This is a genomic window from Colwellia maritima (assembly GCF_022669015.1).
GTDB classification, from domain to species: Bacteria; Pseudomonadota; Gammaproteobacteria; order Enterobacterales; family Alteromonadaceae; genus Colwellia; species Colwellia maritima.
Map to the genome: position 1 here is coordinate 72,050 of NZ_JAKKSL010000004.1, position 12,398 is coordinate 84,447.

At 36.7% G+C, this 12,398-nt stretch carries 9 protein-coding genes, 1 rRNA gene and 2 pseudogenes; 4 read left to right on the forward strand and 8 right to left on the reverse strand.

The genetic code is table 11. The annotated features are described in order from the left end of the window. The first annotated feature begins 8 nt into the window (after window positions 1-8). Window positions 9-123: ribosomal RNA gene (gene rrf / locus L3081_RS18890) — 5S ribosomal RNA — on the forward strand. 307 nt (window positions 124-430) lie between these two features. Here rrf and gdhA read toward each other — a convergent pair. The 4 genes and pseudogenes from gdhA to L3081_RS18910 form a co-directional block, all read right to left on the reverse strand. Beyond that, window positions 431-1,783 (reverse strand): annotated as a pseudogene (gene gdhA, locus L3081_RS18895) (NADP-specific glutamate dehydrogenase). 232 nt (window positions 1,784-2,015) lie between these two features. Then, the gene (locus L3081_RS18900; RefSeq protein WP_274620649.1) at window positions 2,016-2,417 is read right to left on the reverse strand and encodes an SUI1 family translation initiation factor; all 402 of its coding nucleotides are present in this window, start codon (window positions 2,415-2,417) and stop codon (window positions 2,016-2,018) included. A 136-nt stretch (window positions 2,418-2,553) separates the two neighbouring features. Then, the gene (locus L3081_RS18905; protein ID WP_242287751.1) at window positions 2,554-3,480 is read right to left on the reverse strand and encodes an electron transfer flavoprotein subunit alpha/FixB family protein; all 927 of its coding nucleotides are present in this window, start codon (window positions 3,478-3,480) and stop codon (window positions 2,554-2,556) included. After that, window positions 3,477-4,229 (reverse strand): electron transfer flavoprotein subunit beta/FixA family protein, encoded by a 753-nt coding sequence (locus L3081_RS18910; protein ID WP_242287752.1) that lies wholly within the window; start codon window positions 4,227-4,229, stop codon window positions 3,477-3,479. The genes L3081_RS18905 and L3081_RS18910 overlap by 4 nt, the downstream gene beginning before the upstream one ends. A 378-nt stretch (window positions 4,230-4,607) precedes the next feature. On the opposite strand from L3081_RS18910, the pseudogene L3081_RS18915 reads away from it, so the two are divergent. Next, window positions 4,608-6,270: pseudogene (locus L3081_RS18915) on the forward strand (electron transfer flavoprotein-ubiquinone oxidoreductase). Window positions 6,271-6,391: 121 nt separating this feature from the next. Here the strand turns inward: L3081_RS18915 and L3081_RS18920 are convergent. The 4 genes from L3081_RS18920 to L3081_RS18935 all read right to left on the reverse strand — a co-directional run bounded on the left by L3081_RS18920 (window position 6,392) and on the right by L3081_RS18935 (window position 10,725). Next, window positions 6,392-7,171 (reverse strand): DUF2884 family protein, encoded by a 780-nt coding sequence (locus L3081_RS18920; protein WP_242287753.1) that lies wholly within the window; start codon window positions 7,169-7,171, stop codon window positions 6,392-6,394. Between the two features lie 5 nt (window positions 7,172-7,176). Continuing rightward, complete coding sequence (locus L3081_RS18925; RefSeq protein ID WP_242287755.1) at window positions 7,177-8,865, reverse strand: DUF342 domain-containing protein; 1,689 nt, start codon at window positions 8,863-8,865, stop codon at window positions 7,177-7,179. Window positions 8,866-8,958: 93 nt separating this feature from the next. Next, window positions 8,959-9,288: a hypothetical protein gene (locus tag L3081_RS18930; RefSeq protein ID WP_242287756.1), complete on the reverse strand. Its 330-nt coding sequence runs from the start codon at window positions 9,286-9,288 to the stop codon at window positions 8,959-8,961. 222 nt (window positions 9,289-9,510) lie between these two features. Further along, a complete protein-coding gene (locus L3081_RS18935; RefSeq protein ID WP_242287757.1) occupies window positions 9,511-10,725 on the reverse strand; it encodes a CinA family nicotinamide mononucleotide deamidase-related protein in 1,215 nt (404 codons plus the stop codon). 280 nt (window positions 10,726-11,005) lie between these two features. Here L3081_RS18935 and L3081_RS18940 point away from each other — a divergent pair, with 280 nt between their 5' ends. Together L3081_RS18940 and dapA are read left to right on the forward strand one after the other, a co-directional pair. Then, entirely contained in the window at window positions 11,006-11,398 is a 393-nt protein-coding gene (locus tag L3081_RS18940; protein WP_242287759.1) for a hypothetical protein, read from the forward strand. A 49-nt stretch (window positions 11,399-11,447) separates the two neighbouring features. Next, window positions 11,448-12,356, forward strand: coding sequence for a 4-hydroxy-tetrahydrodipicolinate synthase (gene dapA / locus L3081_RS18945; RefSeq protein WP_242287761.1), 909 nt, complete (start codon window positions 11,448-11,450; stop codon window positions 12,354-12,356). Window positions 12,357-12,398 lie beyond the last annotated feature (42 nt).

Genomic DNA, 12,398 nt, shown 5'->3' on the forward strand with positions numbered 1-12,398 from the left:
AGTTTTTGTTTAGCGACAATAGCGCTGTGGTACCACCTGACTCCATTCCGAACTCAGAAGTGAAACGCAGTAGCGCCGATGGTAGTGTGGGAGTTCCCATGTGAGAGTAGGACATTGCTAAACTTCTATTAAGAGAAGCCCGATTCGAAAGAGTCGGGCTTTTTGCTGTGTGGGAATTTAAAATAAAATTAACGACAATTGCACAGCAGCAATAATAGCGCAGTGGCACCACCTGACTCCATTCGCATATACTGCCGCGGCGCCCAGAAGTGAAACGCAGTAGCGCCGGATGGTGCAAAGCGTGTGGGTGTTCTTCTCTTTAGGTGAGATTAGGACATCGCTAAACTTCTATTCGAATGAAAGCTCATGAGAAGCCCGATTCGAAAAAGTCGGGCTTTAAAATTTATTATTCTAACTAAGAGAAGAGTTGTTAAACCACACCTTGTTCTAACATGGCATCAGCAACACGTTTAAATCCTGCTATATTAGCGCCTAGCACTAGGTTACCTGGTTGGCCAAATTCTATTGACGCTTGATGTGCCGCTTTAAATATATTATTCATAATCACTTGCAGTTTTTGATCTACCTCTTCGAATGACCAGGTTTGCATACTTGAGTTTTGTGCCATTTCTAATTGGCTTGTAGCTACACCACCTGCATTAGCTGCTTTACCTGGACCATAACAGATCTTAGCGTCAATAAAGGTGTTTACTGCTTCTTGTGTTGAAGGCATATTTGCACCTTCACTGACTAGTTTGCAGCCGTTTGAAATTAATGCTTGAGCATCAGTTAACGTCAATTCATTTTGAGTAGCACATGGAAAAGCAGCGTCAGCCACAAAATGCCATACAGAGTGACCACCACTTGGGTATTCTGATGTTGGTATAAACTGGGCGTCTTTATGTGTTTTTACATAGGCTTTAAGACTTGTTCGTGATTTTTCTTTCAATTCCTTGACTAATGTTAAATCAATACCTGTTTCATGATAAATACAACCAGTAGAATCACTGCATGTTATCGGTTTCGCACCAAGTTGATAAAGTTTTTCCATTGCGTAAATTGCCACATTACCTGATCCTGAAATTAAGCAGCTTTTATCTTTTAGCGTATCTTGTTTAACTGAAAGCATATTCTGAGCAAAGTAAACTACCCCGTAACCAGTTGCTTCTTTACGAACTAATGAACCGCCCCATAATAAACTTTTCCCAGTTAACACGCCTTCATAACGACCTGTTAATCTTTTATATTGACCAAATAAGTAACCTATTTCTCTTGCTCCTACGCCAATATCACCAAGCAGGAACATCTGTGGTTGGTCCTATATGGCGGTATAATTCAGTCATGAAGGATTGGCAAAAGCGCATAATTTCGCCATCAGATTTACCTTTTGGATCAAAATTAGATCCCCCTTTACCACCACCAATAGGTAGTCCTGTTAATGCGTTTTTGAAAATCTGCTCAAAACCTAAAAACTTTATAATACTTGCATTAACACTAGGGTGAAATCTTAACCCTCCTTTATAAGGACCTAATGCTGAATTAAATTCAATACGATAGCCTTTATTGACTCTGATTTTACCTTCATCATCTATCCAGGGAACACGAAACATTAATTGTCTTTCTGGCTCTACAAGTCGTTCAATAATTGCTTGTTTTTGATATGTTTTATTGCTTTCTAATATAGGCGCTAAGGATTCAAGCACTTCTTCAACAGCTTGGTAGAATTCACACTGAGTGGGCTAGTGTTTTTTAAATCAGCAATGGTTCCATGAATATAAGACATGTATTTTCCTTTCCATTTTCAATAAATATAGAGATATCGAATAATTGTTCGTGTTTTAATATACGGTTAAAAAAATTGTTTAACTAGGTAAGATCCAATTTTGATGTTCATATTATCAAAGATATGATCGCCGCTGTAATGCTATTTTGAGCAAGAAATTTACTTAGTGTTATATCATCTAGTGATTAAGTTACAATGGCTTTAAACAATGTAAATAGTTAAGATTTTACGATTAACCACCAATAAACTTAACTTTGAATCCATCCTTTTCAAGAACACCTTTAATGACTTCTCGTTTATCACCTTGAATTTCGATTACTTCATTAACTACTGTGCCTCCGGTACCACAGATTTTTTTTAGTTTTTTAGCTAACTCTTTTAATGCTTTTGTATCAAGCCCTAATCCACTTATTGTGACTACGCCTTTGCCCTTACGACCTTTTGTTTCTCTGCGCACGTGAGCAAAGCCATCACTTGACGAAAATGGCTGAGTTTGTTGTTTAGGTTTGATACGGCCTGTGTTTGTAGAATAAACTAATGATTGATCCGTATCATCAGCGCTATTCTCTTTTTTTAGTGGCTCTTTACCAAAGGCGGCTGCGAGATCGGCAAGGCTAGTTAATTTATCACTCATAAAATTTTTACCTAGTTAATACATATGTGCAGTGATGCTTTTGGGATATTGATCAAGAAAAAAGCCACTACAAGAGTGGCTTTATTATAACAGTTTTACCATTACCTTAAAGTGTGGATACAACCCGTTTCTAAATCTATAATTTAGCTTCAAGCTCTGGTAGTGCATCGAATAAATCAGCAACAATACCGTAATCAGCAACTTGGAAAATAGGCGCTTCAGGATCTTTGTTGATCGCTACGATGATCTTTGAATCTTTCATACCGACTAAATGTTGAATTGCCCCACTAATACCAACAGCAATATATAGGTCAGGAGCAACAATTTTACCTGTTTGCCCTACTTGCATATCGTTAGGTACAAAGCCTGCATCTACTGCAGCACGAGAAGCGCCAATAGCAGCGCCTAACTTGTCTGCAATACCATCAAGTAATTTGAAGTTATCGCCATTTTGCATTCCACGACCACCAGAGATAATAACACTAGCAGCACCTAGATCAGGTCGTTCAGATTTAGTTAATTCATCACTTACGTGGCTAGAATTTCCGGCGTCAGTGACAATATTTAATACGACTACTTCGGCATTACCATCGGTTGCGACAGCATCAAAACCTGTTGAACGTACTGTAATTACTTTTTTACTATCTAAACTTTGAACCGTTGCAATAGCGTTACCGGCATAAATTGGACGAATAAAAGTATCACTACTTTCTACGCCAATGATATCTGAAATTTGAGTTACGTCCAGAAGTGCTGCTACACGTGGCATAAAGTTTTTGCCTGTTGTTAGTGCTGTCGCGATAATATGCTCATAATCAGCAGCAAGTTCAACAACTAGTAAACTGATATTTTCTGCTAACTGGTGCTCATAAGCGGCATTGTCAGCAGCTAAAACTTTACTTACACCATTTACCTTAGCTGCAGCATCAACAACGCTTTGGCAATTATAGCCGGCAACTAATATGGTAATATCTTGGCCAATAGCTTGAGCTGCGGCAACTGTTTTAAGTGTTTCAGCCTTTAATGTGCTGTTATCGTGTTCTGCAAATACTAAAATACTCATGAGATCACCTTGGCTTCATTTTTTAATTTTTCTACTAATTCATCAATTGTTTCAACAACAATACCTGCTTGACGCTCTGCCGGAGGTGTTACTTTTAGTAACTTGGTACGTGGCGATAAATCAATGCCAAAATCAGCGGCGTTTTTAACATCTAACGGCTTACGTTTTGCTTTCATTATATTAGGTAAAGATGCATAGCGAGGTTCATTTAAGCGCAAATCAGTTGTTACTATAGCAGGCATGTTTAGTGCTAGTGTTTGTAAGCCACCGTCTACTTCACGCGTAACATTGACTTTATCGCCTTCAATTTTAACTTCAGAAGCAAAAGTGCCTTGTGGCATTCCGGTAAGTGCGCCTAGCATCTGACCTGTTTGATTGTTGTCACTATCAATAGCTTGTTTGCCTAAAATAACTAATTGCGGTTGCTCTTCTTCAACAATTTTTTGTAAAAGTTTAGCAATATTTAATGAGTCTAACGTTTCGCTTGTTTCAATTTGAATAGCACGATCAGCTCCTAAAGCGAGTGCAGTGCGTAGCTGTTCTTGACAAGATTTATCACCAATAGATACTGCGATAACTTCTGTTGCAATACCTGCTTCTTTAAGACGAACAGCTTCTTCTACAGCAATTTCACAAAAAGGGTTGATTGCCATTTTTACGTTAGCAAGATCTACATTTGAATTATCGGGTTTTACGCGAACTTTGACGTTATAGTCAATAACACGTTTTATAGGAACTAATACTTTCATCGTTGCCTCTGGGGTTGTTTATTTAGTAAAAAACTCATTTAGTATAAAACTAAGCTATATCAAAATTAATTATTACGCAAAAGATTACTATTGCTTTACGTAAACGTCAATGTAATCTTGGTGAAAACTTTCAAAGTAAGATACAATATCTGTACTTTCATAAGTAATTACGGTTTTGTTTTAAACAGGTAACCAATAAAGCATAGTATAAATTGTTATTTTAACTACGCTAAGGTGATATTTAATAGATTCTATACTGGAAATATCATCTTGCTTGGTAACCACTAATGAGATACTATCAAACACCTGTTTGAATATCAAACACCTGTTTGAATTTTTATAATAAATATCTATAAATAAATAATATTGGGAGATACCATGGAACGTGAATCGATGGAATTTGACGTAGTAATTGTTGGCGCAGGCCCTGCTTTGGTTTATCAACAGCATGTCGTTTAATGCAGTTAGCGCAAGAAAAACAACAAGAGCTAATGGTGTGTGTAGTTGAAAAAGGCTCTGAAGTTGGTGCACATATCTTGTCTGGTGCTGTGTTTGAACCAAGAGCGTTAAACGAGTTATTTCCCGATTGGAAAGAAAAAGGTGCGCCGCTTCAAACGCAAGTGACTGGCGACGATATTTATTTATTGAATAGTGAAAGTAACGGTATAAAACTACCAGGATTTTCAGTTCCTAAGACGATGCATAATGATGGTAACTACATTGTTAGTATGGGTAATGTTTGTCGTTGGCTTGCGGAACAAGCAGAACAACTAGGTGTCGAGATATTTCCAGGTTTCCCCGCACAAAGTGTTATCTACAATGATGACGGTAGCGTTGGTGGTATTATTACTGGTGATATGGGGTTAGATGCAGAAGGTAATGAAAAAGATTCTTTTATGCCGGGTATGGAACTTCGCGCCAAATATACGGTTTTTGCTGAAGGGTGTCGTGGCCATTTAGGTAAAGAACTCATTTCAAAATATGCTTTAGATGCAGATGCCTCTCCTCAACACTATGGTTTGGGCTTTAAAGAAATTTGGGATATTGACCCGGCTAAACATCAAGAAGGTTTGGTAGTGCATACTGCAGGTTGGCCGTTAGACAAGGATACAACGGGTGGTGGTTATTTATATCATGCTGAAAATAATCAAGTGTTTGTCGGTTTAATTGTAGATTTAAATTACAGTAATCCACACTTGAGTCCATTTGATGAGTTCGGCGTTATAAACATCATCCTAAAATAAGCCAGTACCTTGAGGGTGGCAAACGTGTTTCTTATGGTGCAAGAGCTATGGCCAAAGGTGGCTTTAATTCGTTACCTAAAATGACTATGCCTGGTGCTTTGTTAATTGGTTGCGATGCAGGAACGATTAACTTTGCAAAAATCAAAGGTAATCATACAGCGATGAAATCAGGTATGTTGGCAGCCGAATCTATTATAGAAACCTTAATCACCGCTGACGGAGTTAGTGACGAAGGGAAACAAGATTTAACCTTGTATACCGATAAATATAAAAACTCTTGGTTATACGACGAATTATATAGCACACGTAATTTTGGTCCCGCGATGCATAAATTTGGCACCATGTTAGGTGGGGCTTATAATATGATTGACCAAAACTTCTTTGGCGGTAAATTACCTTTTAATTTTAAAGATGACACGTTAGATTACGACCAACTTAAACTCGCTTCTGAAGTTGCTGTGATTAAGTATCCTAAACCAGACAATAAACTTAGTTTTGATAAACTTTCTTCAGTCTTTTTATCTAATACGAATCATGAAGAAGAGCAGCCTTGTCATTTGAAATTAGGGGATAGCAGTATTCCAATTAGTGTGAATTTAGTTAAATACAATGAACCCGCTCAGCGTTATTGTCCGGCAGGTGTTTATGAAGTGGAGAAAACGGAGGAGGGCGATAAGTTTGTGATTAATGCCCAAAACTGTATTCATTGTAAAACGTGTGATATTAAAGATCCAAGCCAGAACATTACTTGGGTCACACCAGAAGGAACCGGTGGTCCTAATTACCCTAACATGTAGGTAGTCGTCTTTGACGTTTTGGCTTTGAGTTGCGAATTAAAAGTAGGATGATGTTCGTGACTAATTGCCTTGTATTAAATAATGAATATAGCGATTCACTCGTATTATCGGTAACTTAACGTTAATTAGTTTCTATTAAATTGAATTGTTTAAGGGGCTTGATAGTACGATGAATTTTATTTTCAATTTCATCTAATGCGGCTAATGTTAGGCAAAACTTTTCTGCTTTACCTTCTAAGGCGTTTGCACTTGCGCTAATTTCTAGTTCTAAATCTTTTCCAATAATTTCCATACGATCGTCAAAAGTTGAAAGACGTTGTTCTGTGCTATTACTTTCAGAGTTGTTACTTATTATGGCCTCACCAACGGCTAATAATATCGTGCCGATAGACTCAGATATTATTTCTTCAATTTCTTGTTCAAATTCACCTGTAAAAATATCATCAAAATCTGCAAAATCTTGCGGAGCAATATAGTAATTGTTTGCACTTTGGTTAAACCGGGTTCGAATTCGCCATTTTAGTTCATCAAAACTTGCTTGAATTTTTTGTTGAGAAGCACTATTTTCGCCTGTTAAACCCCCTATGGCTTTATTGACGGCTTTTAAGCCAATATCGACGCCTTCAATGGCAATAGAGACTATCTCAGGTAATTGCGCTCGTATGCCAAGAGAGAATTGTTTAATGAGTTGTTGTTGCTCATGGGTTAATTCAATTTCTCTACCTTCTACAAACAATTGTATTTCGTTATTAATTTGCACAACTGTTTTACCGTGGTCGGTCATGCGGATATGTTGAGGGTCGATAATGACACCATAATTGAAATTTACAGAGCAAGGTTCAGCTAAAATATAAAAGCTAGGCAGGTAAAATACCAATAGTTGTAGGAGTAGTTTAGTCATAGAAGTTAAGTGTTAACAAGGGGTTCTATATGAATCTTTCGTTCTTTGTAGATCAATTTACTTGGACCATATTCTCGTCTAGATCTGTCATTATATTCACCAACGATCATTTGAACACCATGATATAATTTTTCTGTTGCTTCTACGTAAACACTTTCCATATATTCTTGAGTAGTGATTTCATTCTTTTCCTTCTCAAGTAATATTTCACCCATACGATTTGCATGAAATTGATAGGTTGAAATCACTTTTGTTAACATGTCCGAAGTTTGTTTGGTTTTTGGGAGTTTCTTTAATTTATTACTGGCAGTTTTTAATTCGGTAGTTTTGTCATTGTCAATTTTTAGACGTGCTTCAATATCTTGCAATTCCTCTTTCAGTTTCATCAACTCATGATCAAAATTGATGATGGTATTACTACCTGCAGTAGCACCAACCATACCTGCTGTCACAAATTTTCCGACCTTAATATAACCACCAATAAGTGTGCCATTTGATTTTTCTTCTGTCCCAACTTTCAGACTACCATTAACGTTAATTTGACTATGAAGTAATTGATTTTCAATACGCATATCCTTACCGCAACTGATTTGAGCATATTGACAATACTTGGCGTATAAATTACCTTTAGCATTGACACTAACGCTCATATTTACATCCGTAATTTTAGTCTTTTCAATATCATGCTTTCTGCCTATAATACCGCCAGAGATAGTGATATCCCCTCCGGCCTCAATCATGGCTGATTCGACAAAGCCTCCTATCGTAATATCACCGCCGGCAATGACTTTCATGCCCTCATTCACATCACCATCAATAATAACACTACCGGTAAAGTTAATGTTGCCAGAAGCGATGCTCACATCTTTGATCTTGTAAACTTCGTCAACTTCCATACCATTAGGAATAACCTTAGGCAAACCAACTTTTTGAGAGATTAAAACATTATTATTTTTAGGGCTGATAGCTGTACCATCACCTGAGACTAAGGATACATCAATACCTGGCTCTGGTAATAAAGGGTTAGCCGTAACTGTATAACCTTGTTTGCCGGCAGTCGGTGGCACTTTTTTTGCTATTGCTTCGCCAACCCTGACACAGATAATGTCACCTAAATCACGCATATCTACACTACCATCTTCCCCTTTTTTGGGACGCAAAATACGAGATTGGGCACTCTCAACAAGCGGTTCAATGGTGGCATCTTTTCCATTTATAGGTAACTTGCCGGTTGCGATTTGTAATGTAATTTGACTTCTTGGTTCACCTCTAGCTGCTAGTTGAGCAAGTTTGACTAGCTCTTCTTTGCTAAAACCCTTTTTTACGCCTGCGGTTTGAGCTGCTTCTAGGATAGCTTTTGCTGTTAAATGTTTTCCACCTTGCGCTGCTGTTATTTCAGCTGTTGCTCCCATTTCATCATCATCAATTGATATTGAAATAGTCGCATCAATACGTTCCAACACTTGGTAAGTTATTTCTCGGCCAGTTTGATTGTCTTGTAGCGGTTTTAGCACATCATTTAATTCAGCAACCGCATTTTTAACATTGACAGAGATACAGCGTAATTTGGAGTATTCTGATTTTTCTATTAATTCAATAATAGTTGCTTCGGTAACCTCATTGCCATTTTTTATTGGTGTTAAATGCAAATCAATATTATTTTTTGCATTAGCAATTAAATTGAGCTGAGTCATGAAAGTTTACTCCGACATCATTATTGTTATATTTTTTGAACTACATTGACGGCCCTAAGAACTGTGCTTGTTTTCAAATGGTTATTTGTTGAATTAAATATAATTATCTTGGTGTATTTTAATAAAACTTTTAGTATCGACTTTACTGTAATCAATCTTATATTCCCTACCATCAAGCGACTGAATAAAAAGTAGTGTTTTTTCTTCGCTAAACACTTCACTTGATTCAATATGCACAATATCTTGATAAGCTTTTTTTGCTAAAGAACGTTTTTCAGGCATAGCGCCTTTGTATATGCCAATACCTCTGTGACTAACAATTACAACAGGATTATCTTCCCCATTAATAATTAGTAAATCAAACTTTTTTATTTTGTGAATAATAGTGTTACGGCCACTGGTAATAAAGTTTTTTTCAGCCAAAGTAGACTCCGATATAAATGTAGTGCTTTTGTATAGTATTTTTCTATTATAGCTTCAGCACACTAAAAATAATTGTTTACTTGTTTAAATATATAAATTTTTTCTATACTTAGCAATGCGTTGTTAACAAATACTCTATTGATTCCTACTTTCGTTGACGTTCGATAATATAATTAGGAACTTCTTGGCTATTTATTAAGTCTCTTCGGATCAAATCTAAGCCTATCCGGCAACATATTTTTGGAAATAAAGTCGAGGCAATGGCATTAATAAGCAAATTGATTTTAAATTTTCTTTACTTCCCCAAGCTAGCCATACGGTGCCAACAGGTTTTTCATCGCTACCACCATCAGGGCCTGCTATACCGGTTACTGCAATGGCCATATCAGCCGATGATTGTTTTAATGCACCTTGTGCCATGGCAATGGCAACTTCTTGACTTACAGCACCAAATTCATTGAGTAATTGTTCTGGTACACCTAACAACTTTGTTTTCATTGCGTTACTGTAGGTGACAAAACCGGCTTCAAAAAATTCCGAAGCACCGGAAACCTGAGTGATCATGCTAGCAATTAAGCCACCTGTACATGATTCGGCGGTAGTTATTGTTAATTTATCTTTAGCCGGCGTTGATAATACATGCTGCGCTAATGATAAAGGCTCTTTATTTATTTGAGCAATTACATGATCGCCTAGTATATTAAGTAGTTTGGTTTGCCAAAGTTGCTTTTGGGTGTGTGCTTCTTGATTCGTTGTGGTTAGTTTCACCTCTAATATAGGCATACCGGCGCGGAAACCGAGTTCTATGTTATCGGGCCAATCAGGCAGTTTTTCATCGATAAGTTTTTGCAGCGTCGATTCGCCTAAGCCAAATACCTGTAAGCGAGTGACATCTGAGATAAGCTCGGTAGGAAGTCTAGAGGCAATATCGGGCGCTATTTGTTCAGATAGCATAACTTTCAATTCTCTAGGTACGCCAGGAGTACAAAATATATCACACTCTAAATGCCTCATTTTAAAACCAACAGCACTTCCTTGATTGTTTGCAACTATGCTACAACCTTTGGGGAGTATAGCTTGCTTTAAATTAGGTCCATTTAATTGAACTCCTCGTTTTTCACACCATGCAACTAAGTGTTCCAACGCCTTTGGGTGTTCAACTAATTCAACATTAGTCGCTTTAGCCAAAGCTTGAGCTGTTAGATCATCAATAGTGGGTCCTAATCCGCCATTGATAATTAAAATATCAGCGGATGCTGCTAATGCATTTATTTCTTGTACTAAAAGGTCTATCTCATCAGGAATCGTGATCTTACGGGATATTTCTAAACCTAGTTCTTTTAACTGTTGTGCGATCATCGCTGAATTACTATCAACAATATCACCTGTCATTAATTCATTACCAGTTAATAACAATTGCACATTGGGTTTGTTCATTTTGATTATCTCATTGTGTTTTATTTAGGCGTTTAGTTTTTATTTGCTGCAATTTAACTACTTTTCAGAAGTGTTACCATTAAATAGTTGTATCATGGCACTATATTTACCATTATTAACCAATTTTATGAAGGATATATACATTATTTGAATTGGCTTTAATCTAGATTAGCATTAAAATAACCCAAGTATGTTTACCCACGTTATGTTGCTAATTTTTTGTCTGTTATTTTTAGTTAATTATATTTTTATATGTGTATTTTTTAATGAGTAAAATAAAGTGAAATATGAAAGAGAGTTACTCTTTGGGCGATGGTTTAGAGAAGAAAAAATTGGCGCCAATAAAAAAGTGGTTGAGTATGCTCTACTAAGTGCCGATGGTAGTTATGAATTTACTTTTGTAACGATACAGACCGATGTGAGTGAAGCAGATAAAATTATTGAACAAGTAACAGAGTTAGGTGATTGGGGGTTAGTAGGTGACATTCATTTTACGATAACCAAAGATGAAATTGTTGGTAAGCAGCTATATGCTGCAGATCTTAATAATAGTAATAATTACCATGCTTATAAGGTTTTACAATTAGATCATCATATTTTCGAGTATCAACATATTACCACCCATGAAATTTTTATAATGCGTAAAGTTACTGACAATGTTGGTCATTGTTAGTTTGTAAAACGCATGTAACCATTAAGTCTATAAAAATATTAGGAAAATAATGAATAAGTTCAAAGCAGCAAGTTTAATTACCGCGATAAAAACACCTTATACAGCCGAAGGTGAAGTTGACTTAAATACATACGATATACTTGTAAAAAAACAAATTGAAGGCGGGGTAGACGGTATTATTGTTGGTGGAACAACAGGTGAAGGACACTTATTAAGTTGGGAAGAACACTTAATTTTAATTGCACATAGTGTACACAAGTTTGGTGATAAATTACTGATTGTTGGTAACACAGGTAGTAATAATACCAGTGAAGCAATTAAAGCGACGCAACATGGTTTCGCCGCAGGTATGGATGCCACGCTACAAATTAATCCGTATTATGGTCGTACATCCATTGCCGGTGTAATTGAACATTTTAAGCACACTTTGGATATTGGACCTGCCTTTATTTATAATGTGGCAAGCCGTACAGGGCAAGATCTTACACCTGATATTATTGAAAAATTAGCTAAACATAAAAACTTTATTGGTGTGAAAGAATGTGGTGGTAATGAACGAATTGCCCATTATGAAAAACAGGGTATTGCTTGTTGGTCTGGTAATGATGATGAATGCCATGATGCACGTCATCAACATGGTTCACATGGTGTCATTTCTGTTACGTCAAATATTATACCGCAACTGATGCGCCAGTTAATGGATAATGAAAATACTGAATTAAACACTCGTTTGCAAGGGCTAATGCAGTGGCTTTTTTGTGAGCCTAACCCTATTGCTATTAACACAGCCTTAATGATGACGGGTGCTGTGCCTACTAATTTCCGTTTACCTTATCTAGCTTTAACAAAAACGCAGCGTCAACGAGGGTTCGACTTATTGAGTGATCTTGATTCTAGTGACTTGGTCGGAGACTCGTTATCTGTTCTTGAAGATGAAGTATTCAAGTATTGTATTTAATTTAGCCTTTAGTTTACTTTTTAGTTTAGTATTCACTTTATG